Here is a 23,847-nt window from a genome sequence, read left to right as displayed (position 1 = left end):
GTTATTGTTTGCGAAAACGTTCGCGAATTCCAAGTAATAGAAAGTAAAACGTTTCCCACATACGTCGGATTCGGTATGGTCTTGCGATAATTCTCCATAACCAGATTAGACCACGTTCCTTAAACCATTCAGGGGCTTTTTTGTCAGCACCAGATAACATATCTAAGGCGCCACCTACACCAATCACAACAGCTTTACCAAAATAACCAGTGTTGTTTTCGATCCAAATTTCCTGTTCAGGGAAGTCCATAGCAAGGAAAATGATATCGGGTCCAGTTTTACGAATGGCTTCTTTCACTCGCATTTCACGTTGGCGATCTAAATGGCCTGCGTGCCTACCGACAATTCGAACCTTCGGAAAGTGTCTTGTGAGATTAAAATAAATACGTTCTACGATTTCGTCTTTTGCGCCAAAAATAAAGGCTGTGAACTCTTTGAGTTCCGCAAGTCGGATAAGATCCATCATCACTGCAATCGGTGTGACTCTTTCTTTTAGTCGGCCTTTTGTCATCCAACCGATTCCCGCACCTTCTACTAAGATGGTACCTGCTTTTTCGGCGATACGGTGGAGCGATTTTTTAGGGCGCATCCTCATGAGTTTGATCGGATCTAAGAATAAAACATGGTGCATGCCTTCTTTTTTCTCAAGCACGCGGAAAAGTTTCGCAATCGCTTCATCTGTTGTGACATTGTCTATTGGAATTCCTAAAACATTCAATGTTTCTAACTTGGAAACATCGATATTTTGGTATTCTAGTAGTATATCTCTCTCGTCTTTTGAGGAATTGTGAACGATTTCGCTCAATTGCTTCATGTAGCCAGGTTTTCCTTTCCTATCTAAAGCATTATGTCCAGTACCCTCTCTTGTCGCCTCTAAATTTTTAAAAACTTTCGTTTTTTCACTTGGATTGGAACCGAAAGAACGAGAAAAAGTATCAAAATGTTTCGTAGCAATTGTATTCTCTATTTAGTCCTCTTTCTTCTCTCAAGCGCAAGTTATGCGGAAAAAATTTCCATCTTTGGAACCATTCAAAATGGTACCACAAGAGGATTCGGAAAGGCTGATTCCATTCGGATGATGGCTTTACAAGGTGCAATGGTTCCACTCGGAGAAATTGGTCCACAGTCTGGAAAATTTCGATTCCCAGAAATGGATTTACCGGAAGGCGCACCCATCCTTTTACAAGTCCAATACCAAGGCGCAAATTATAATAAAATGATTCCGCCAACCACTAAGTTTCGTACTTCTCCTCAAGAAATAACCGTATATGATTCAGGGGCAGACCGAAAACAAGTGGCGATTAAAAGCTTAATGCAGGTTATGCGAGAAAAAAAAGGTCTACGTATTTTTAAATTATTCCTCATCGATAATGTCAGTAATCCACCAAAGTCGTATGATCCAAAGTCAGGTGCATTGGAATATTCGGTTGCGAAAGGAGCAACGGAGATTATGGCACAACTCCAACAACCTGGTAATAAAATGGCCATTCCACTCGGTGTACCCGATGGTCCAAATGGCGGACGAATTTTGGACCGAGCTGTTTTACCTGGAAGTTCCGAATTACAAGTTTCTTATTTGATCCAAAACTCTGAAGATTCATTCAGCGAACGAATGTTAATTGAATCAGAAAACGGTAAATACCCTATCTTTGTGAAACCACAAGATATGGTAGTGGAAACAGGTGAAAAAACACCAGTGGTGAAATTAGATAAAGATGTTCCAAAAGGTCTCAGTGCTTATGTATTAAATGCACTCGAATTTGGTACAATGGTTGAATTTCGTTTTGTTGGAGGAAAGGCACTTCCAACAATGGCAAATTCTCCTAACCCAGAAATTTGGAATGGATCTATCCTAACGAGTTGGGATTTATCTACCTTTGCGATCATTGGATTCTTAGGACTTTTATTTACACTGTCTTTTATTTTTGTCTATCGCAAACAATCAGAAAGGAAAACCAATTTATGAACCAAAAAAAATCAAAACAAGAAACCACCTATCTTCGGTTTTTTGGTCTTGCAGAACTTGTGAACCATGGCGCAAGAGGGATTTTAGCCTTCTGGATGATTTTAGGTATGGCCTTCTTTCTGTTTGGTGATCAAAACTTAATTGCTCCCAATATGAAAAACATTGGAGCTTCTTTAGGAATCACAGATCCAAATGAAGTGGATTGGAAATTTGGTGGGATCATTCCTGTTTTGTTTTTTATATTGGGTGGACTTGTGTCATTGTCTATGGGGTATCTTTCCCAAGCATTTTCACGAAAAAATTTGCTGATCGCAACAGTTTTGTTAGGTGAAATTCCTTGTTTGTTGACTGCCTATGCTCAAAATTATGACCAATTTTTGATATTGAGAACGTTATGTGGATTTGGACTCGGTGGAATTTTCCCTTTACTTTTTAGTTTGATCGGAGATTATTTTTCCAGCCAATCTCGTGCCATTGCCACTGGGTATGTATCATTAGCAATGGGACTTGGTGTGGGAGTAGGTCAGCTGTTAGGTGGTATTTTGGGTGGAGCAGATCCCATCAATGGATGGAGAACATCTTTTATATATATGTCCGCACCTTCTTTTTTCTTTGTTGCAGTTTATTTATTTTTCTGTAAAGAACCAAAACGTGGTGGAGCAGAAGAAGTGGGTGCTGATGAACTTTCTCACAAAATCACTCTCAAAGACTTTAAATTACTATTCGAAAACAAAACAAATCTAGGTGCCTTTTTACAAGGACTTCCTGGCTGTATCCCTTGGGGTGTATTTTTTGTTTATTTAGCAGATTATTATGAACATACATACCACCTAACAAAAGAAGTTTCCGCTGGTATGATAACTTTTGCTGCAATCGGAATTTTTATTGGAACTTTTTTTGGCGGAGTGCTTGGACAATTTTTGTACAATATCAAAAAAACCTACCAACCATTATTATGTATGGGAACGACTTTCTTTGGAGTATTCCCAGCTATCCTTTTGCTCTACTCGTTTGATATCGTTCCTCATATGGGACTCTTTATAGGTCTCAATGTATTAACAGGGATTATGATCTCAGTTACTGGCCCAAATGTCAGAGCCGTTTTACTCAATGTAAATGAACCAAAATCGAGAAGTGCGATCTTTTCAATCTACAACCTAACGGATGATTTAGGAAAAGGTCTCGGACCAGTGATGTCAGCTGTGATTCTTGGACTCACACCGGATAGAGGACTTGCTCTTTCCATCTCAATTTTATTTTGGATTCCATGTGCCTTAGCTTGGTTTTTAGTTTTATTCAATTATGAAAAAGATGAAAAAGCTATGCATTTGTTAATGAAACAGAATGTTTCCTAATATGGATTCATTCATAAATTGAAAACAAATAGATACAATGCAAATCAAACATAACTTACTTGATATCGAAGGGACAACGGCACCAATTACCTTTGTCCATGAGATTCTTTTTCCCTATGCAAAAAAACACATCCATTCCTTTTTAAAAAACTATCAATTTTCAGAAGAGAAATGGAAAGAAATTCAAATAGAATACCAAAAAGATTTTTTTTCTAATGATCCATCATTCATTCAAAAATTTATGGTGGAAAACTCGAACGATCAAATACCAAAGGAACTTTCTATCAATATGGTTTCTTTATATTTTGAATATCTCATTGAGAAAGATCGTAAATTTGGTCCCTTAAAAGAAGTACAAGGTAAAATTTGGAAAGAAGGGTATGAGTCTCATGAGATCAAAAGTACAGTCTATGAAGATGTTCCCAAATTTTTAAAACAATCCATACAAGAAGGAAAACAAAACCATGTGTATTCGTCGGGATCCGTGGAAGCGCAAGTTTTAATTTACCAATATTCGGTGTTAGGTGATTTACGTGAGTATTTTACTTCCTATTTTGATACAGCGGTAGGTGGAAAACGGGAAAAAGAAAGTTATTTAAGAATTGCCAACACACTCTCTGCACTTCCCAGTGAAATTCGTTTTTTTACAGACATTGTGGAAGAAGCGGATGCGGCAAGTGTAGCAGGGATGCAAGTGGTCATTTTGAATCGACCAGGAAATTTGCCTCAAAAACCACATTCGTTTCCCATTTGGGATCATTTTTAAGTGAAATACCAGATCCCAAACGAATACACAAAAATCAAAGTTGAGAAAATCAACTTCCAAAAAAAATGGGCTCGTACTAAATTCATAAATACATAGGATATCAATAGGAATTTGAGTGCACTCATCAATACCAAATTCCAATTACCTGGTACAAACGACCCCATCCCGTAAAACGACAGATATACGATTGTGAGTAAAATCATATAAGTAAATACAATTCGTAACATAAAACCTTCTTCCTTATTGGATCAAATACAATGCTGGGTATAAGATAAGCCAGATCAAATCACACATATGCCAAAAAATTCCTCCCGCTTCCAAATTCGCAAGGGTGATGGTTTTTCGGTTGAGAAGAACAATTGATAAGATGATGATTCCTACTGCCACATGTAAGTAATGAAAACCTGTGAGTAACCAGTAGTAACTAAAGAATATACTTGTATCTAAGGTATAACCTAAAGTCCATTTGTCATAAAACTCGAGACTTTTGAGGAACAAAAAGGCAAATCCGAAGAGAATTGCACCTAACATACCATAAAGAAATTTGGTCTCCTTATTGTTTTCTTTTGCATAAACACTTATGGCTAATAAAAATCCACTCGTTAACAGGAAAATTGTATTCCAGAAAGCAAATTCTCTGTGCAGAAGTTTTTGCATCGTTTGGAAACCATCTGGATTTTGAGTTTTGTCATAGACTAAGGATCCAATCCCCATACAGAAGGTGATTACTTCCACAAATACAATGAGCCAAATGAGAATTCCCCCAGGAGGGTACCAAATTGAATCATTTTCCTCGGTAGTAGTTTCGTTCATGCATTCTCCTTAAGTCCTATAGAAATTTAAAATAATCGAATATTCAACTAAAATCACATGCAAAAGGGATCCGAATGGTTCCAAAATTATGAAAAACGTTCAAATTGTCCGGTTTGCGCCACTATTTACCCTTTTTTAATTGTTTAAATGATTCTAAATCTTATTCAAAATCAATTCCGTTCGGTATATTATGTATGTTAACACAGGATTTTTATTTAGAACTTGATTAGAATCAAGGCAATTTGTATAATCTGCACTTACATTTGTAAAATGGAAAAAAGGAGGTAAGGATGCTTTCAAAATCGCAAGCAAGGGCATTCTTTCTGGGTGGAACTTTTTTGTTCGGTGCTATCTTTGTGTTCCTCACAATTGATACCTTGCGACAAAATGATACCCGTACCAATGCGCAAAACTTAACAGAAGATGTGCTAAAAGGGAAAGAGATTTGGGAAAAAAACAATTGTATGGGTTGCCATACCTTACTTGGAGAGGGAGCATACTATGCACCTGATTTGACAAAAGTGGTCGAGAGAAGGGGAGTTAGCTGGATCGATGTATTCTTAGATGATCCACAAGCAATGTTCCCTGGTGAACGTAAGATGGTGAAATACAATTTTACCAAAGAAGAAAAAGGCCAAGTTATCGAATTCCTAGATTGGGTTGGTAAAATTGATGCCAATGGTTGGCCACCGAAACCAAATATCCCAGTTGGTTCAATTTCCACTGCCGTACCTCCACAAATAACTAACAATGTTGTGAAAGTTTCTCAACCAGAAAAGTTTTCTCAATTATGTGTCGCCTGTCACGCAGTAGGTGGCAAGGGAGGAAATGTTGGACCTGCACTTGATCATGTAGGATCAAAGTTTGATGTCGATTATCTCAACCGATGGTTGATTGATCCACAAGTGATCAAACCGGGAACAAATATGCCAAAGTTGCCGTTAAGTGATACAGAAAGAAAAGATATAGTGACTTATCTTTCTGCATTAAAATAAGGAGAAACAATGAGATTCCAATCACAAAAGGTCGCATATTGGTTTTTTGCAACTTGTATGTTACTCTTATCTTTACAAATCGTTTATGGTTTTATCATGGGGTTTGCTCGTATTGGTTTTGATGGATTACATGATTACATTCCATTTAACACTGCTCGTGCAACACATACCAACTTATTAGTTGTTTGGTTATTAACGGGATTTATGGGTGCTGCTTATTACATCATCCCTGAAGAATCTGATCGTGAATTGTACAGTGTCAAACTTGCATACATCCAACTGATTTCTTGGGTTGTGGTGGGTGTTGTTGCCATCATTGGATTCCACTTTAATTGGTGGGAAGGTAGAAAGTTTTTAGAGATTCCAAGACCACTTGATTACCTTGTCGTTGTCAATGTTCTTACCTTTTTATTCAATATCGCCATGACCATTTGGGAGGCCAAAAAAAGGAGTACAACACAACTTGTATTATTCTTTGGTCTGTTATGTGCTGCCTTACTTTATCTTCCAGGTATGATTTATTTCGATAACCAAACCTTGGATTCTTACTTTCGATGGTGGGTTGTTCACCTTTGGGTAGAGGGAGTTTGGGAACTCATCATGGGTGGTATCTTAGCATTTTTACTCATCAAACTTACGGGTGTGGACAGGGAAGTCATTGAAAAATGGTTATATGTGGTTGTTGGTCTCACCTTCCTTTCTGGAATTTTAGGAACAGGACACCACTACTACTGGATCGGAACTCCAAAATATTGGCTTATGGTCGGTGGAATTTTTTCTGCCTTAGAACCACTTGCTTTCCTCGGAATGGCAATTTGGGCTCTCAATATGTATCGCAAAAAAGGAAAAGACCATCCTAACAAAATTGCACTCTATTGGACACTTGGAAGTGCGATGATGTCTTTCATTGGCGCGGGTTTTCTTGGTTTTGCACATACTTGGCCATCGGTTAACCAATGGACACATGGAACTCTCATCACAGCAATGCACGGTCACCTTGCTTTCTGGGGAGCCTACGCAATGTTAGTGTTAGCTGTTATTTCTTATGCAATGCCAAACATGACGGGTCGTAAACTATTCACCGGTATGTCTGGATATTTAGCATTTTGGGCATCCAATATTGGAATGGTAGGAATGACTGGAGCTTTGGCAGTAGCAGGGATCACTCAGGTGTATTTGGAGCGTAAATTGGGAATGGACTTTCTTGTGGTTCAAAAAGAAATCGTTTTCCATTTTATCGGAATGTTACTTGCAGCTACATTATTTACAGTCGGAATCACATATTTCATTGTTGATTTCATTCGACATGGTCTTCCTTCCAATGAAGCGATTGGCAAAAATGTAGGTGATATAGATTAACATATGTTAACAGCAAAAATTCCCTATTACGAACCGACTGGTAAAGAAGTGGAAATTTTTCAAATGGCGGCGGAGAATACTCTGCCGCTTTTGTTAAAAGGACCTACTGGTTCTGGAAAATCTCGATTTTTGGAGTTTATGGCACACCAAATGGGTCGTAAACTCATCACGATTTTATGCAATGATGAAACCTCCGCAGTGGATTTGGTGGGACGATTTATCGTTAAAGGGGCAGATACTGTTTGGATGGATGGACCTCTTACCACAGGTGTCAAAGAAGGTGCAATTGTGTATTTGGATGAAATTGCAGAAGCAAGACCAGATACTCTTGTGACTATTCACTCATTAACAGACCATAGACGGACATTATTCATTGAAAGAAAAAATGAAGAAATCATAGCACATCCAAACTTTTTACTCGTAGCTTCCTACAACCCTGGTTATCAAAAAGGGTTTAAAGAATTAAAACCTTCCACCAAACAACGTTTCCTTAGTATGGATTTTCCATATCCAAAACCATCTGTGGAAGAAAAGATCATTATTGGGGAAACAGGGATTTCTGATTCCATTGCCAAAAAATTAGTACAATTTGCAAATTTAGTTAGGAAAAAACCAGAGTTGGGACTTGCAGAAACAGTATCGACACGTTTGCTTGTATCATGTGCCAAACTGATAGGGAAAGGCCTACCATCTCGCCTTGCTGGTCGCACTGCTATCATACTACCTTTAACGGATGATGAAGATACAGTGACTGCCTTACAAGATAGTTTTGATTTAATCTTTTAGGAATTCATTTTGGAATGGGATCAGTTTGTATTCTACCAAGGTCATAAACTTTGGAAAAAACTTAAAACAAAACTTACACCTCCAAGTCCATACTATCCATATCGTATGGAGACGGAAGAAACTAAAATCGTTCGTTATCTACAAACTTTACGAAAAGAAACCACCTCCATTGTGTATGGTGGTGAGGCCATCTCCCTTGGAGAAAATTTCCTTAAATTTCCAGAAACAATCTATTGGTATTTAACAGAAAGAGAAACAAAAATACAAATACGGATTCTACTTGCATATTTATCATTTTTAAAAGAAGAACATACTGACAAAACCAGTTTGGGTAAGGAAACTTTTTATCAACTGTTTCGTTCTTTTCTGAAACGATATCCTGGTGCATATTTAGATTGGAAAGAAATTCGAAAAGATCGATTGATGCTTAGAAAAAAGGACCCAAAACAATACCAAAACATTGTTTCCTGTTTTTATCATGCAAACACTTCACTTTCTAATTTGAAAATGAACTTTCCAATAGGTAAAGATTTTATTTCGGATAAACAAAAACAAAAAATGGAATCGAAAGAATCCAAACAAAAGTTAGATCCAAGTGAAGCAGAATTACTGGAAGTAGATGAGAAAAAAATCGAAGAATATACACTTGGGCACAACTTTGAAAAAATTGAAACTGTAGAAGAGTTTGATGGACAGTGGCGAGACATTGATGGCGAAGAAGATATGGAAGAAGAGGAGGCTCTCGAGGAACTCAACCTAAAACATATCATTCGTACAGAAGATCCCGTTCATACCACAAGGACAAGTGAATCAGGTGCAGGAACCTTGTTGGAAATTTTGGAAGACACTAGTAAAGAAAAACCTTTTTTATATCCAGAATGGGATTACAAACAAAAAAAATACAAACCTAATTATTGTTCTGTGGTTGAAGAATTTCCAAAAACATTGGATTCTTCTTATGCAATTGGAGTCTTGGAAAAACAACACCGCACCCTATTATTATTAAAGAAAAAAATGACTGCTTTACTCAATCAAACCCGTATGAAAAAACGTTTGGTAGCGGGTGCTGACATAGATTTAGACGCGCTCGTTGATCGTTATGCAGACTTAAAGGCTAAAAAGAGTCCATCAGAAGCAATTTATATGAATCCTATTCGAGATGTATCCGATATAGGATTGTATTTTTTAATGGATTTGAGTTTGTCTACCGATTCTTGGATTCACGATAAACGAATTTTGGATGTGGAAAGAGAAAGTTTATTACTGTTTTCTGAGTGTTTGGAAGAATTAAAAATTCCATTTGGTATTGCTGGTTTTTATTCTCGTACTAGAAATCACAATCAATTTCTACACTTAAAACAAATGAACGAATCTTGGATGGTGGTCAGAGATCGTTTAGGTCCTTTGTCTCCCATCGGTTATACAAGAGTGGGTCCTTCACTTCGTCATACAAATTCACTCTTAAAAGATTCCGGGTACAAACAAAAATGGATCATCTTAATTACGGATGCAAGACCAAATGATTATGACCAGTATGAAGGTAAGTATGGTATTGAGGATGTGAATAAAGCTGTGGGTGAATGTTTGTTAAACGGTGTACAGGTGTATACTTTGGCAATAGGAACAGAGGAAAAACCAACTATCCCTGCGATGATGCGAAATGCAAGTTATCAAATGTTATTCCATCCAGAAAGGCTCCTCGATTCCTTACAGGAATTTTTTAGAAGAGCCATTAAGAGTTAAGAGTGAATGGGAAAGAGAATTATATTTGAATCTTTTAATTAAGAAGGTTTTCCATCAGGTCTAGGTGTATAAAGAATGATTGTATACTGGACAACATAGAAAACAAAACACAGAATCCAGCCAATGCCTGAAAGGTAATATGCATACTTGTGTTGGTTGAAGAGTGGTAATAAGACTCGAATCACAACACTTACATTTAAAACAACATAAGCAAAAACAGTGAGAGGAGATGCCACGATTGCTCTACCAGTATGACCCAAACTCACTCTTGTGATCATACCATAAATAAAAACGGCAAGACCACCAACTGTTAGGCTATGGATTGCTGATGAAATTGGAAATAGATTTAATTCTGCTAAACTATAGAGTAAAAATCCAAGGCATACCCAAAAGTAACCTAAATACAAAATCCAAAGGATAGGCCTTTGGTAAGATTTCCAAGGTTTCCATGAAATGTAACGAATTGTATTTGAGGCAAATAAAGAAAATCCAAAGATAAAAGAAATCATTCCAAAAACAGTGAAACCTGTCCCTTGTAATAAGGAAATGGAACTAAAAATGTACCCTTCGAAATATGATTGTATGAGTTTTGCTAGATAAAAAATAAATGGATGATAGATTAGAAAAGTTTCTAATTTTGGCATTCGTTTAAAAGAATACCCTTGGATTACGACTCCTGAGAAAAATGGAACAACTCGTCCGCCTATGATGAGTATCAAAAATAAAACAACAAAGATGCTTAGATGGATAAAAAGTAAAGTTTTCTCCGGATCTATAATGGAATAAGCAGATAGAGCACTCATAATATGAAAAATAGTAAAAAGTGCATAATGGTATAAAATGGGTCTGTTGTGTTTTTGGGTAGGAACAATCAACTTTGGAACAAGCAAATAGATGACCATGATATCCGAACAGATATCAAATCCAAAAGAAAGGTAACTTAAAAAACCAAACGAATAAAATGAAAATCTTCCAAGTAACCAAAAGACTAATAAGTAGAATAAATTTTTCCCTTTTAGGATCGTTGAATTTGTCCAATTTTGAACAGCAGTGAACAAAAATCCCAATACGATGGCTTTGGTAAAACCGAATACCATTTCGTAGGAATGCCAGTGAATCGCATTGATGTGAATTGGATTTTTAAGAATATTCGAAAGTATGAATAACCAAATTGAAATGACCAAGATTCCGAAAACTGAGCCAAACCAAAAAAATGGGCGAAACGCTGTGTTCCAGAAACTGTTTTGAAAAAAAGATTGTTTCATACCTTAATACTAATTGAAGACAGTATCATTTCATTGATACAAATCAAGTACTAAGCTAAAATTTTCAGGAGTCCTTCTTTGTCTAAAATTGTAATCTCACCTTTTTGTGTATCAACAAGTCCTTGGTCTTTCAGCTGTTTTAAAATTCTTGAGAAAGTTTCAGGTCTTAAGTAAAGTAAGGATGCCATCTGAGTTTGTTTTAGGGCAAGGGAATCGGGTGTTCCATAAAATAAGAAATGAGCTACTCTTTGCATTGCATCCATGGTGAGACCACGATTAATTGCCAAGTTTAACGTCTCGATTTTATTCATCAATGAGTGCATTAGAATGTGGTTAAGTTCAATATTAGAATTTAGTCGATTTTGAACTTCAGAAAGTGGCATTCGTAAGATTGTGCTTTTTTTTGTAAACCTTGCAGACGCTGGATAAGGAATTCCTTGGATAACAGCCCACTCTGCCACAATACATACTGGTCTGAAAAAAGTTAGAGTTACTTCATTCATATTCCCATCATATTTAAAAACCTGTAAGTCACCATTGACAAGAAGGTCCATGTGGGTGACTTCATCTCCCGCATGAAATAAAAATTCATCTTTATCATAAGTTAGTTCCTTACATCCTGCAAAGGCTTTCATTAAGGATTCAGGACTAGATTTCGTAATGTATTTAATAATCATTGAAACAATTGTTTTATTTCTTCTTTTTAAAGTTAGGAATTTTAATTTCTGTTTCCTTTAAAAATTTCCAAATTCTCTTTAGAGTAACTCTCCAATCCTCTTTTTCTGATTTTTTAGAGTTTTGGTTTTGTATCCCGACTGAAGTTGAATCTTTGATGGGTTGTAATTCTGAAACAGGGACAATTGCTGAGATTCCCAAATCGATTTTTAGATATTTTTTCTTGATGATTTTGAAGTCAATTTTCGCACCTAACAAACGTACGATTTCCAATATAATCGCCCACTTTACTTTAATTGGGGTGAGTTGGTTGTAATTTTCGGACAATTCATTGTATAATTTTTGAGCCACCTTGGAATTACTGTGGAATAATAAGAATCTAAAATGAACATTCCCCTTTAAATCTTGGGTGATAATTAAATCATTGTGATTAAATTCTTTAAATGGAGGAAAGTCCACTAGTCTCACTACAACAGAGTTAATTAAATCTAAACTATTTAGAATTTCAGTTTCTGGATTTACTTTAATTGAATATGTAATGTCATCTTCTGGAATTACATCATTGATAAAGGATACAAAATTTACTTGTTCTTTAAATGGAACTTCTTTTAGTACTTCCAATCTTGAGAGTTCAATGATATCATCCATGACGTTGTCAATGGACGATTGGACTTCAATCACTTCTTTTACTAAGTTTTTATCTTTGGTTTTTTGAGTAGATTCTCTGTACTCTGAAAGTTTATCTTTCATTAATTTTAATGGACCCGAGATCATTGCATCCATATAAAAGAAAATTTTTTCTCTGAGTGAATCGGCTTCTTTTAATCTGTCATATCGATTTTGGAGTTTTCGTTTCATCATCAAAAACTGAAATCGCAGAGCAAGGGTCATTAAAATTAAATACACCAAAAAACTAGTTTCAAGTGAAGATGGTGAGTTTAAATATCCTCTTTCAATTAGAATCTCTTTTAGAATTGAATAGAGTAGGTAAACAAGAGCCAATAAATGGATTGTTGATCCTCTTTTTTGTTCACGGAATTTTAGTATCGTTACATAAATTGCGTAACCAATCACCGCAAGTAAGTGGATATCCCAATACCCAATGAAGTTATACCAAAACACAGGGTTTTGGATGATGAGAAAAACGAGGATAAAGAAAAATTGAAAGAAGAGGTAAATTCTTTGGTATTTAAATGGTTTTAATTCGAAAAAATCTTGGATGAATTTGATAAAACCATATGGCAATATAAGTAAAAATGAATATTCTAGGAATTTTAAAATAGCAAAATGATTGAAGATCAAAAATCTAACTTCGTTTTTGCATAATTCATATCCTGAGAAGATAAGCGCCAGTATGCTGAAACTTAAGTATTCTTTATTCTCTCTTAGATTAAAAAAGTTAATAAAGAAAAACAATGCAATGAAAAGATAAAAACCTACGAAAATTAGTTCGACAAGTGAATCATATAAATTTCCGTTTATTGCTTCTTCGTAAGTGACAATTCGGATTGGCCCAGTGATGATCCCCGCCGAAGTGGAAAGTGATGAATCAATTTTGATGATTAAAACATTTTCCCCTTCGAGTAATAAATCATGTGGAATAGGGTAGATTCTAGGCCTTCCAAACGAATAGTCTTCAGGATCTTTGCCAAAAGCGGAATTGTTTTTACCGATTAACACACCATTAACGAAAACCTCATCTGATTGGTACACTTTCCCTAATTGTAAGGCTAACGACTTTTGGTGTTGTTCTGTCGTAATTTCAAAACTTTTCCGAATCCAAATAGATCCCTTATAAGATTTATTTAAATTACGGAAATTGTTGGGAACAGTTGTAATGTCCAAATTATTTGGATTAAATTCTGGATTTAATAAATCTGCACTATCATTAAAATATATTCCCCAATCTTCACCATCTAACCTTAATACAACGGTCGATTCGTCAGTTGTACGGGAACAATTAAGTGAAATGAAACAAAAACAAAATAGAATTAGGCGACGGAATGGTAAGGATATCATTTTTTTGGTTTTTCTGGGATACGAATTGTAAACTTGGCTCCCATTCCTTCGCTTGATTTTAAACTAACGGTTCCAGATAAAAAGTTGGTTGAAGCTTCTACTAAAGTTAAGCCAATTCCTGCGCCAGGGATTTCATTTTTTTTGTCACGATAACCTCGGACAAACTTTTGAAAAATAGTTTCCATTTCTATTTGGCTAAGTCCCATACCTTCGTCCATCACAATCAATTGATGATATCCATCTCTATTGAAAAATTCAATATGAATGTCTGTTTTAGGATCCGTGTATTGGTATGCATTCTCTACCAAATTTCTTAAAATGCAGAATAATAATTCTTTAGGAAAATAAATTTCTAAATCATTTGGTTTTATATCAATATATGTATTTTTTCGATGTTGGCCCAAATGGTTTTCTACACTGGCAACGCAATTTTTTACAAACTCCGAGACAGAAAAACTTTCATAAAATGGAATATAGTCTCGTTCTTCCAGTTTTCTGAGTAAAATTGCTTCCTCAACCATATAACTCATGTAAGATATATGATCTTCTGCTTGTTTTACTGGATCTCCAATTTGTTTTGTGTTCGCAACTTTTGATTTTTTCTTAACGGCTTTTTTGGCAGATGGTTTGACCACATCTTTCGCAATAGATTTACTTTGATTGGTGGTAATATTCTCAATCGCGGATTTGATTTTTTCCATTCCCGATTTAAATTCGGAAGATAAGTTGATGAGAAATCCAGTTTTGACTCTCTCCATTTGGATGAGTTCTTTTTCTTGTTCTATAAAATTTTCCAATCCTTTGACGATATCGTTTGATAATTGGATCGATATCATCACAAGAAAAATTAAAAAACCTAAGTATAATGTTCCGGGCATGGAAATGATGATTTCCAAAGCGGACAAACTATCGATTAATATTGTAGGTAATAAACAAGCGATCCCAATCAGTATAAATTTTACCTTTTTAATATTTGTTTGTCCATTTTTAATAAATAAGTAAATCACAAGTCCCATTGCAATTGGTAATGCATAATTAAAGAGAGCAATCACCAGGATCCATGTTTTTGGATTTCTGAAAAATAGAGTGATGATAAAAAGTACAGATAAAAACACTTCATAAACAAGTAACACAATATTACGTTTCAACTTCAAATATTGATGCATGAAGTTAATAAAAAATGCAGGTAAACAGATGAGGACTAAAAGTTCTGCAACATATGACCAAGTGAAACTTTCAAATAAAATATCTCTGTGTTGTGTGCGGATGAGAACATAAATTCCCATAAAAATTGAAAATAATGCAAAAAAGAAATTTTCCCCAGCTCTTCCACGAACAATGGAACCAACTAAAAAGTAAATCCCCATAAAGATAAAAACATAACCACAAACCATCGCAAAAAGTTCTTTTGAAAACACATCTTCACGTAACATACGTTCTTTTGCAATTGTGGGAGCTTCCTTTAATCCATTTAGATTTGTGGCTGCATAAATCCGAATGGCCATCACATTTAATCCTGGTTTGAGTAAGTGTGTAGGAAGAGAATAAATTCTGATTTTTTGAAAATCTACTTCTAATTTAGGTAAAACAGTTCCTGTTTTATCAATCAAAGTTCCATTTAAATAAAACTCATCGATGTCACGAATTCTACCTAATTGGATGGCTATCGGTTCTACTGGGGTTGTATAATTGTCAGGTAAATAAAAAGAACAACGATACCAGTGGTACCCTGTTAGGTTTTCTGTTTTTGAAATTCCATAATCCGGAACGGAACGTTTGACCCAAAAACTTTCTTCAACTGACTCATCACGCCAATCTAAATTGTCCCCTTTTCTAAATAACCAATCTGTTTTTAAAACCACTGGTTTTTCAAAGGATGTGATCATGGTTCCACATGGTTCCGCCACCAAACTTACTAAAGTTGGTGACAAAAACAGTAAGAACCCAAGGAAAAATTGGGAAAAACGGGTTTTCGAAATCATATTGGTTCTACGTTTCGAATTGCCTCTTCAATTTCTTTGAGCTGAGTGGAAATTCTTGCGTCGATTGCTCCCACATCTGTTTCGATGATCACTCCACCACGGTCGACTCGAGAGTCTTCGTAGATGTTTACTTTTCTGAGTGATTCCATTAGTTTAATGAGTTCGTCTTTATGAGCTGTTGTGAGTTCTAGGTCAGCGAAGTTAACACGAATGTCGATACGGTCACGGTCTTTAATTCGTTTCATCGCTTCACGAATGTTATTGAGTACAATTTCTTTACGTTCAATGATTTCGTCTTTGATAACTTTTCTTGCAATGACAAGAATCATTTCCACCATTTGTTTTTCAGAAGCGGCAATCATCTCTTCACGAATGTCGATTGCTTTACCAATGATAGTTCCCAATCGGTCAATGAGTCGTCTTACTTCCCCTTGGCCTTTTTTAAAACCAACTTCACGTCCAGCATCATATCCTTTTTGGTAGGCTTCGTGTTCGATCTCAGCCTGTTTCATTTCGGCCTCTTTGATCATACGTTCGACTTCCATCTTCGCACGATCTAAGATTTGTTCCGCTTTGGCTCGGCCAGAATCTTCTTCTAATTTGATTTTTTCTTTTGAGTCCTGAACCATTTGGAAGGCTTTGGTTCTACCTTCTTCTTCAATGGCCTTTGCTTGTTTTTTAGCATCTTCTAATAATTGGCGGACTTGTTCTTCTGTTTCTTGGCGATACCTTTGGAGTTCGGCTTCGATCTCTTCGATCGATGGTCCTTGGTATTGTTCGATGATATTCCCTTCTTGGTCTATCTCGAAGTCTTCTTGTTCATCGGTCTTATGAAATTTTTTGTACTTATCAGGAAGTTGGATTTCAACTTCTTCTTGTAAGTCGGCAATTTGAATGGGTTTAAAAACTAGTTTTGCCATATCCTTACTTCAATCTCCAAAGTTTCACTTTGCCTTCATCCATTGCTTCCCGCAAACGATCTAAGATCCCTTTTTGGGCTTCTTCAATCTCTGCCAGTGAAACAGGACCTAACGAATCCCATTCGATCTTTATCTCTTTCACAAGCCAAGATTCCAAATTGGAATACACTTGGTCACGAAATTCGGTCTCAACACCTTTCAATGCGCAAGCAATGACAAGGGGATGGATCTCAGAAAAAAAACGAGTGAGACTTGTCCTTCCCAAATGAAGGAGGTCTTCCAAACGAAAGTAGTGTTCTACTATAGTTTCGGCATATTCTGGGCTTTTTTTCTGAATTCGTTCAATTAAATTTTGAGATGGCAAAAAAGGAAGCCTGGTGAGAATTTCCCCCGCGGTTTTGGCTTTGCGGCTTCGGATCTTGGAAACCGGCATTTTTTTCTCAATGAGTTCCATTTTGAAGCGTAGGAAACGATCGAGTTGGTCACGTTCCCTGTCTGAGTGGAAGTCAATCTCGGCAAGTGCCAAAATGATCTCTTCTCTATGGGATTCTGGGTATTCGGCAAGGACTTCCGATGCTGATTCTGGGTCCGAAAAACTGAGAACCCTTGCCACTACTTCGGGAGATTCATCCCGGGTCAGACTTTGGAGCAACTCAACGGAAAATTTTGGCAACTCAGTCCAAAGTGGACCTGATCGTTTGTTCTCCTCTTCTTTGAGGATCTCTTCTAATAACGAATAGAGTTCGTTAGTTTCGGGATTGCCACCTGTCGGAATGCCACTTGGAAAAGAACCAATCACGTTAGCCTTTGGGGTTTGGTAGTCGGCAGAATATGTTGTTTTTCCCCCTAAAGCGTTAGGTTTTGCGAACTTTGGATTCTTGCTACCAAGGGTAGGCAATTCTGCCTCATTTTGTTGCGAAATGCTAGGGTTAGGTTTCCCTCCTCCGGGGAACGGTTGGTTTCCTTGGGCCACATTCGAACGGATTCCCTTTTTTTGAAGGAAATGGGTGAACGAGAGTAAGATGTCCTTTTCTTGGCCTTTTGTGGGAGAGGGATTGGTTTCTACCTTCAGAAGTAGAGACTCGATTTCGGCATCAGTCAGATGGGCGAACACTTCATCCGGTAAGTATTGGCCTAAAATTTGGTATGCCAGTGCGGCTTTGTTGGGACCGGAGGAATGTGCCATTTAAGAGACATAATAGCTTACTCAGTACTTCGTACAAACTAAAAAATATTATTTTTTTCATTTTGAAAACTTCCTTTCCAAATAAGGGTCTGAAATGTCTCTGAAGGATAGGGATGACCCTCTTCAATCGCATCACACTTTGTCTCGTTTTCCTTACTGTGGCATGCCAACTTGTGACTCCCTCTAAGGAAGTTACTTCTGGTACACTCGACCTTCGTTCCTTCCCATGGAAAACAGGAAAGTCTATCAAACTTCAAGGGGAATGGAAATTTTATCCTCATACACTGGGTGAATTGACACCTGATGCCAGTTATACTTTTCTCCCGGTTCCATCACTTTGGAATGATGTTCCCTTACGTTCGAATATGATCGATGGGAAGGGGTATGGAACTTACATACTTGATATTTTACTCCCTAATGAATCACAAATATATTCGCTATACCTCCCGGAAGTGAGAACGAGTTTTCGTATAACTGCAGCTAATCGAGTAGTGCTCTCTGGATTTCCAGGTGAAGATAAAAATACAACAATTCCATCTGCACAAGGACAAAGTTTTACCTTTGTCACCAAGGATCACATCCAAATCAAAATCGAAGTCAGTAATTTCCATCACAAGGAAGGTGGATTACCAAATGCACCAATTTTTGGAACTGCCGAAACCGTACAAAACTATATTTTAGCTGAGAGTACAATGGACATTGCACTGACTGGTGCCTTGTTTATGTTTGGATTGTACCATTTTATTTTGTTTTTCTATCGTAACAAACAAAGAGAGGCATTTTATTTTGGATTCTTTTGTTTGGTATTTGCCTTTCGATTGCCATTTGTAGGTAGCAAAACCATTTATGCGATGTTTCCAAACATACCTTGGGAACTTGTTATCTATATTGAGTATGCATCCGTATTTGTTTTGGGAATTTTGTTTTTATGGTTTGTCGATGGACTTTTCCCGCGATTCATTGAAACAAAACTCATTCGGTATTTCAGTGCCTTCGTACAATTCATTCTGGTATATGGACTCATCATCAAACCAGAGTTTTATACAGAATTCGAAGTTGTCTTCCAAGTGTTAGGAATTGTGTATGCAGTTTTTCTTGGAATACGTTTGTACCAAATGGTGGCAAAAGGTTTACCCGATTCTCATATTTTCTTTTTAGGGTATTTGATTTTATTTTTTGGATTTGTGTATGATGTATTTCTCGCTTACACAGGTGAAGGGGAATCGTCATTATCACAAATTGCAGTATTTTTATTTTTTGGAGTTCAGTCTACAATTGTAACACTTCGTACGGCTAGAACCTTTCGTAAAAAAATTCTCCTGAAAGAAGAATTTGAATCTATTAACGAGCAGTTTATATTAACAAATCGATTTTACGCAAAATTTATACCAAGAGATTTTTTGACCCATTTAGGAAAAGAAAGCATCGAGGAAGTGAAGTTAGGTGACAGTAGCGAGCGAGAGATGACAGTTTTGTTCGCGGATATTTGGGAATATTGGGATATCATTTATTCCATTCCACTTGAAAACCGAATTTTATTTACAAATTCCTATTTGGGACGTATAGGACCTTGTGTCCGCAAAAACAATGGATTCATCGATAAATACATTGGAAGTGCTATAATGGCATTATTTGATGGCGGGATACAAAATTCGATCAAAGCTGCAGAAGATATCCAATGGGAATTGGAAAAATACAATGAGAGAAGAAGGGGTTTTGGTTATTTACCATTACATGCAGGGATTGGAATCCACTCTGGGGATACGATGCTTGGAATTTTGGGAGAAGAAGAAAGGCTCGAGTCAACTGTGATATCAGATACTGTCAATTTGGCGAGCCGTATCCAAGGATTAACTAAAAAGTACAATGCTAGGATTCTTGTAAGTTTAACCTCACTGATGTTACATGAGGATTTAGATACAATTCCTTATCGAATTTTAGATTTTGTTCGTGTAAAAGGCAAACAAGAAACCGTTATGATTGCCGAAGTATTGATACCTGGGATCGATTCTATTTCGGATCAGAAAATAGCCTATAGGGAACAATTTGAAGCAGCGATTTTTGATTACGAACGTGCTGATTTTAAATCAGCTTTAAATGGATTTAGAGAAGTCCATACAAACAACCCAGATGACATCGCCGCACAAATATATATCGAAAGGTGTGAATACTACCAATCAGCAGGTGTTGGGGAAGACTGGGATGGAGTATCCGCATGGGAAAAATAAAACCAATTCCAATGTCATTTCCATTCTTTGGGTTACTATTTCTAATCGTTATCCAGTTCTCGTGTAATTATAGTAATGCGAAAGAAGCAAAGCTTGGATATTTAGAAATCCCTGAAGTATATGTAGAATCTAATAAAAAAATTTCACTCAATGGGGAATGGGAATTTTATTGGAATGAATTGTATGGAGATTCCTTATTTCAAAAAATTGAATCAAATCAGAAAACATATGTAAAAGTTCCCTCGTCTTGGAATTCTGTCCGTCCAGAAGGGGAAGGTGGAGATGGATACGCTAGCTTTCGATTGTTAGTTAAAGTGCCTGATCCAAACATTCGTTACTATTTGAGAGTCCAACCTGCGACAAGTGCTTATGAGTTGTACATCAATCGGCAAAAAATTGCAAGTTCTGGTGTTGTTGGTATGGATGAAATTTCGGCAAAACCAAAATACCAAATTCAATATGTATCATTCCAACCAGAATCCTACGAACAAGAAATCATCTATGTTGTAAGTAATTTCCATCACGCACGCGGAGGTTACCGCAAACCAATTGAAATTGGTACAAAAGAAGTCATCCAGAATGAATCATTAATTTATTCTGCAGGTGAAGTTTTTGTTTTTGGAGCAATGCTTACGATGGCATTATACCAACTAACAGTATTTTTCTTTCGTAGAGAAGAGAAAAGTTCTTTGTTTTTTGCACTTTTTTGTTTGTTCACTGGTTTACGATTGGTTGTGTTAGATAATTTTTACATTGTGTATGCATTTCCTGATTTTTCTTGGAAATGGATGCAGGTATTGGATTATACATCTGCGCCACTACTTGTTTGTTTTTTCTTAAGTTACCTTCGTAGTTTGTTCCCTGGAAAATCAGAAGTTCCAAATTGGATGTTAAAGTTTTGTTGGAGTTTTGGTATAACATATGTTTTGTTTGTTTTGCTAACAGATCCAAAAATATTTACTACAACCAATATAGTTTCCCAAGTTTTTATTTTATTTTTTAGTATTTGTTCCTTTTATGTAATCCTTCGAATTTATCGCCAAAGAAAACGAGACAGTAGTTTGGTGTTTTATGGATCTCTTATTTTAATGTTGGGATCCACTCATGATTTGATGGCAGGAAATTATTGGTTTCAAGCCCAACCTCTGATGCCATTTTCACTATTTGTTTTTTTTCTGTTTCAAAGTATCCTACTTTCTCGACGAAATGCGCGTTTTTATTCCTCTATGGATACACTAACGAATGAATTGATTGATGTAAACAATCGTCTTGAAGCATCAAACAAAGTTTATGCGAAATTTGTTCCTTTACGACTGATCCAACTTTTTTCAAAAAAATTGGATTCTAAAGTAAAACGAGGAGATTTCATCGTAAAACAAATGTCAGTTCTTTCTTCTGATATCCGCGATTTTACAGCAATTTCGGAAACATTGAGTCCGGAAGAAACGTTTCTTTTTTTGAATGATTACCTAAAACAAGTTGGTCCTATCATCCGTTCTCATAATGGATTTATCGAAAAGTATGTGGGCGATGCCATCTTTGCACTTTTTGAAAAAGAACCGGAAGATGCATTGTCTTCGGCGATCCAAATGCACAAAATGATTGCTAAATGGAATGCAGAAAGTCATAACCACCGAGTAGGTGAGATCCAAATCGGAGTTGGTATTCACTTTGGTGAACTTATGCTTGGGATTGTAGGAGAAGAACAACGGATTGAATCAGCAGTTCTCTCTGACTCAATGGGTGTTGCCAATTCATTAGAATCGATGACAAAAAAATACGGAGCAAAAATCATTTTAAGTTTGGATGCTCTTTTGGAATTAAAGGAACCTGATTCTTACCCACATAGATTATTGGATTTTATTAAAATTCCAGCCAAACAAAAGTTAATTGGAATTGCTCAGGTGTTAGTTGATGGAGTAGAGGAAACATTCCATTTAAAAATCCAAACGAAAGAACTATTTGAAGAAAGTGTAAATCTTTTTTGGGACGGTGATTTTAAAGGAGCGGAATCAGGTTTTAGTTCTGTTTTAAAACAAGATCCTTCTGACAAGGCAGCTTACCTTTATTTAGAACGGGCAAAACTATACATCCAAAATGGGCCTCCACCTGGTTTCGGAAAGGGGTTTTTGGCATAAAAAAGACATAGAATCGCCCTCAATTGTGAAAAAGTTCTTGAATTTCCTCTCTAACTGAACGAGAGTCAGTAATACGGAGATTCCCATGACCCAAGCTACTCTTTCCTCGGCCAATGTAAGCAACACTGCCGTCATTCAAACCAAAAGTTTTACTCCAAAAGACATAGACCGTATTTTTAATGCACAAAAGAAAAAGTCACACGAACTTCGTTTGACGAACTTTAAAACTCGAATCCTCAAACTTAAAAAATTAAAGTCAGCTGTCTTAAAGTACCAAACTGAAATCCAAAAAGCACTTCATTCAGACTTTAGAAAATCTGCTGGTGAAGTAGACATTACAGAAATTTTACCAACGATTGCTGAAATCAACGATGCGATTCGACATGTAAAACATTGGATGCGTCCGAATAATGTGATGACTCCACCAACTCTTCTCGGAGCAACAAGTCGTATTGTTTATGAACCAAAAGGAGTTTGTCTCATCATTGCTCCTTGGAATTATCCATTCCACTTAGCGATTGCTCCACTTGCGGCTGCCATTGCTGCAGGAAACACAGTAATGCTAAAACCATCTGAGTTTACTCCCAACACAGCAAATGTGATTAACTTAATGTTAGGTGAAGTATTCTCTGAAGAGGAAGTAGCGGTTTTTGAAGGTGATGTGAGTGTTGCAACTGCATTACTTGAAATTCCATTTGATCATATCTTTTTCACTGGATCTACACCTGTCGGAAAAATCGTTATGGCTGCGGCTGCCAAAAATTTAACTAGTGTTACATTGGAATTAGGTGGTAAATCACCTTCCATTATCGCAGAAGATGCTGACATGAAAGTGGCTGCTGAACGAATTATGTGGGGTAAATTTCTCAATGCAGGCCAAACTTGTGTAGCACCTGATTATTTACTCATTCCGGAATCTAAGATTGAAGAATTTGTAAAACATGCAAAGGAAACTACTGAAAGTTTCTTTAAATCGAAACCTGAAAATTTTACAGCAAGTACAGATTTTTGCCGTATCGTGAATGCAAAAAACTTTTCGAGAGTTTCATCTTATATCGATGATGCAGTGAAAAAAGGTGCAAAAATTGCTTACGGTGGAGAAGTTAGAAGTTCTGACAACTTTATAGCACCTACAATTCTCACAAACGTATCGTTAGATGCAAAAATAATGGAAGATGAAATTTTTGGACCAGTACTTCCAATTATCACTTATAAAACATTAGATAATGCCATCCACGTTATCAATGAAAGACCAAAACCTTTGGCTTTGTATATTTTTACAAAGAAAAGTAGTACTTCGAAGTATGTTCTCAGAAGAACAAGTTCAGGTGGAGCGGTAATCAACGATGTAATTTTACATTTGATAAATCCAAACTTACCATTTGGTGGCGTGAACCATTCAGGTCATGGTAGTTACCATGGAATTTTTGGATTCAAAACATTTTCACATGAAAGGTCTGTCTTACAAACACCAAAAGCTTCCATTGCGAAAATGATGTACCCACCTTACTCTGGTTTCGTGAGACTTATGGTGAAACTCACTACAAAGTTTTTTGTATAAAACAAAAATACTTTCTTAAAACAAAAATCATTCCCGAGTTTTTCTCGGGGATGATCGTCATATTTTACAACGTGTGACAAAAATCCCAAT

At 36.5% G+C, this 23,847-nt stretch carries 19 protein-coding genes; 10 read left to right on the top strand and 9 right to left on the bottom strand.

The genetic code is table 11. The annotated features are described in order from the left end of the window. Position 1: 1 nt before the first annotated feature. The gene (locus tag ND812_RS00625; protein WP_108960765.1) at positions 2 to 814 is read right to left on the bottom strand and encodes a WecB/TagA/CpsF family glycosyltransferase; all 813 of its coding nucleotides are present in this window, start codon (positions 812 to 814) and stop codon (positions 2 to 4) included. A gap of 126 nt (positions 815 to 940) precedes the next feature. Between ND812_RS00625 and ND812_RS00620 the strand changes: the two genes are divergently transcribed. From ND812_RS00620 to mtnC, 3 genes are read left to right on the top strand one after another with little or no spacing between them, the layout of a single operon-like run. Further along, on the top strand, positions 941 to 1,966 hold the full coding sequence (locus ND812_RS00620; protein ID WP_265373820.1) for a hypothetical protein: 1,026 nt from the start codon (positions 941 to 943) through the stop codon (positions 1,964 to 1,966). Further along, positions 1,963 to 3,321: an MFS transporter gene (locus ND812_RS00615; RefSeq protein ID WP_265373819.1), complete on the top strand. Its 1,359-nt coding sequence runs from the start codon at positions 1,963 to 1,965 to the stop codon at positions 3,319 to 3,321. The genes ND812_RS00620 and ND812_RS00615 overlap by 4 nt, the downstream gene beginning before the upstream one ends. Positions 3,322 to 3,358: 37 nt before the next feature. Then, the gene (mtnC, locus tag ND812_RS00610; protein WP_265373818.1) at positions 3,359 to 4,087 is read left to right on the top strand and encodes an acireductone synthase; all 729 of its coding nucleotides are present in this window, start codon (positions 3,359 to 3,361) and stop codon (positions 4,085 to 4,087) included. On the opposite strand, the gene ND812_RS00605 is transcribed toward mtnC, so the two are convergent. Both ND812_RS00605 and ND812_RS00600 read right to left on the bottom strand, forming a co-directional pair. Further along, positions 4,084 to 4,314: a prokaryotic cytochrome C oxidase subunit IV gene (locus tag ND812_RS00605; protein WP_265373817.1), complete on the bottom strand. Its 231-nt coding sequence runs from the start codon at positions 4,312 to 4,314 to the stop codon at positions 4,084 to 4,086. The genes mtnC and ND812_RS00605 overlap by 4 nt on opposite strands. Positions 4,315 to 4,327: 13 nt before the next feature. Continuing rightward, on the bottom strand, positions 4,328 to 4,900 hold the full coding sequence (locus ND812_RS00600) for a cytochrome c oxidase subunit 3 (RefSeq protein ID WP_265373816.1): 573 nt from the start codon (positions 4,898 to 4,900) through the stop codon (positions 4,328 to 4,330). A gap of 290 nt (positions 4,901 to 5,190) precedes the next feature. Between ND812_RS00600 and ND812_RS00595 the strand changes: the two genes are divergently transcribed. The 4 genes from ND812_RS00595 to ND812_RS00580 are packed head-to-tail and all read left to right on the top strand — an operon-like array spanning position 5,191 to position 9,783. Continuing rightward, entirely contained in the window at positions 5,191 to 5,895 is a 705-nt protein-coding gene (locus ND812_RS00595; RefSeq protein ID WP_265373815.1) for a c-type cytochrome, read from the top strand. A gap of 9 nt (positions 5,896 to 5,904) precedes the next feature. Then, the gene (locus ND812_RS00590; RefSeq protein WP_265373814.1) at positions 5,905 to 7,254 is read left to right on the top strand and encodes a cbb3-type cytochrome c oxidase subunit I; all 1,350 of its coding nucleotides are present in this window, start codon (positions 5,905 to 5,907) and stop codon (positions 7,252 to 7,254) included. 3 nt (positions 7,255 to 7,257) lie between these two features. Beyond that, positions 7,258 to 8,040, top strand: a complete 783-nt coding sequence (locus ND812_RS00585) for a CbbQ/NirQ/NorQ/GpvN family protein (protein WP_265373813.1) — start codon at positions 7,258 to 7,260, stop codon at positions 8,038 to 8,040. A 9-nt stretch (positions 8,041 to 8,049) separates the two neighbouring features. Next, positions 8,050 to 9,783: a nitric oxide reductase activation protein NorD gene (locus tag ND812_RS00580; RefSeq protein ID WP_265373812.1), complete on the top strand. Its 1,734-nt coding sequence runs from the start codon at positions 8,050 to 8,052 to the stop codon at positions 9,781 to 9,783. A 38-nt stretch (positions 9,784 to 9,821) separates the two neighbouring features. Here the strand turns inward: ND812_RS00580 and ND812_RS00575 are convergent, their stop codons facing one another. The 6 genes from ND812_RS00575 to ND812_RS00550 are packed head-to-tail and all read right to left on the bottom strand — an operon-like array spanning position 9,822 to position 17,830. After that, positions 9,822 to 11,048 carry an NnrS family protein gene (locus tag ND812_RS00575; RefSeq protein WP_265373811.1) on the bottom strand — a complete coding sequence of 409 codons (1,227 nt, stop codon included), beginning with the start codon at positions 11,046 to 11,048 and terminating at the stop codon, positions 9,822 to 9,824. A 50-nt stretch (positions 11,049 to 11,098) separates the two neighbouring features. After that, a complete protein-coding gene (locus ND812_RS00570; RefSeq protein ID WP_265373810.1) occupies positions 11,099 to 11,683 on the bottom strand; it encodes a Crp/Fnr family transcriptional regulator in 585 nt (194 codons plus the stop codon). 55 nt (positions 11,684 to 11,738) lie between these two features. Further along, complete coding sequence (locus ND812_RS00565; protein ID WP_265373809.1) at positions 11,739 to 13,742, bottom strand: 7TM diverse intracellular signaling domain-containing protein; 2,004 nt, start codon at positions 13,740 to 13,742, stop codon at positions 11,739 to 11,741. After that, the gene (locus tag ND812_RS00560) at positions 13,739 to 15,724 is read right to left on the bottom strand and encodes a sensor histidine kinase (RefSeq protein ID WP_265373808.1); all 1,986 of its coding nucleotides are present in this window, start codon (positions 15,722 to 15,724) and stop codon (positions 13,739 to 13,741) included. The genes ND812_RS00565 and ND812_RS00560 overlap by 4 nt, the downstream gene beginning before the upstream one ends. Next, a complete protein-coding gene (gene fliH, locus ND812_RS00555) occupies positions 15,721 to 16,644 on the bottom strand; it encodes a flagellar assembly protein FliH (RefSeq protein ID WP_002973208.1) in 924 nt (307 codons plus the stop codon). The genes ND812_RS00560 and fliH overlap by 4 nt, the downstream gene beginning before the upstream one ends. A gap of 4 nt (positions 16,645 to 16,648) precedes the next feature. Further along, entirely contained in the window at positions 16,649 to 17,830 is a 1,182-nt protein-coding gene (locus ND812_RS00550; RefSeq protein ID WP_265373807.1) for a FliG C-terminal domain-containing protein, read from the bottom strand. Between the two features lie 113 nt (positions 17,831 to 17,943). Between ND812_RS00550 and ND812_RS00545 the strand changes: the two genes are divergently transcribed. The 3 genes from ND812_RS00545 (at position 17,944) to ND812_RS00535 (ending at position 23,757) form a co-directional block, all read left to right on the top strand. Beyond that, positions 17,944 to 20,058, top strand: coding sequence for an adenylate/guanylate cyclase domain-containing protein (locus ND812_RS00545; RefSeq protein ID WP_265373806.1), 2,115 nt, complete (start codon positions 17,944 to 17,946; stop codon positions 20,056 to 20,058). Then, positions 20,046 to 22,196, top strand: a complete 2,151-nt coding sequence (locus tag ND812_RS00540; protein ID WP_265373805.1) for an adenylate/guanylate cyclase domain-containing protein — start codon at positions 20,046 to 20,048, stop codon at positions 22,194 to 22,196. The genes ND812_RS00545 and ND812_RS00540 overlap by 13 nt, the downstream gene beginning before the upstream one ends. Before the next feature lie 85 nt (positions 22,197 to 22,281). Then, positions 22,282 to 23,757 (top strand): aldehyde dehydrogenase family protein, encoded by a 1,476-nt coding sequence (locus tag ND812_RS00535; protein ID WP_265373804.1) that lies wholly within the window; start codon positions 22,282 to 22,284, stop codon positions 23,755 to 23,757. The last annotated feature ends 90 nt before the right edge of the window (positions 23,758 to 23,847 follow it).

The organism is Leptospira limi (assembly GCF_026151395.1).
In the GTDB taxonomy this organism is placed as follows: domain Bacteria; phylum Spirochaetota; class Leptospiria; order Leptospirales; family Leptospiraceae; genus Leptospira_A; species Leptospira_A limi.
Note: the sequence above shows the minus strand (reverse complement) of the source record. Positions and strands in the feature narration are given on the sequence as shown.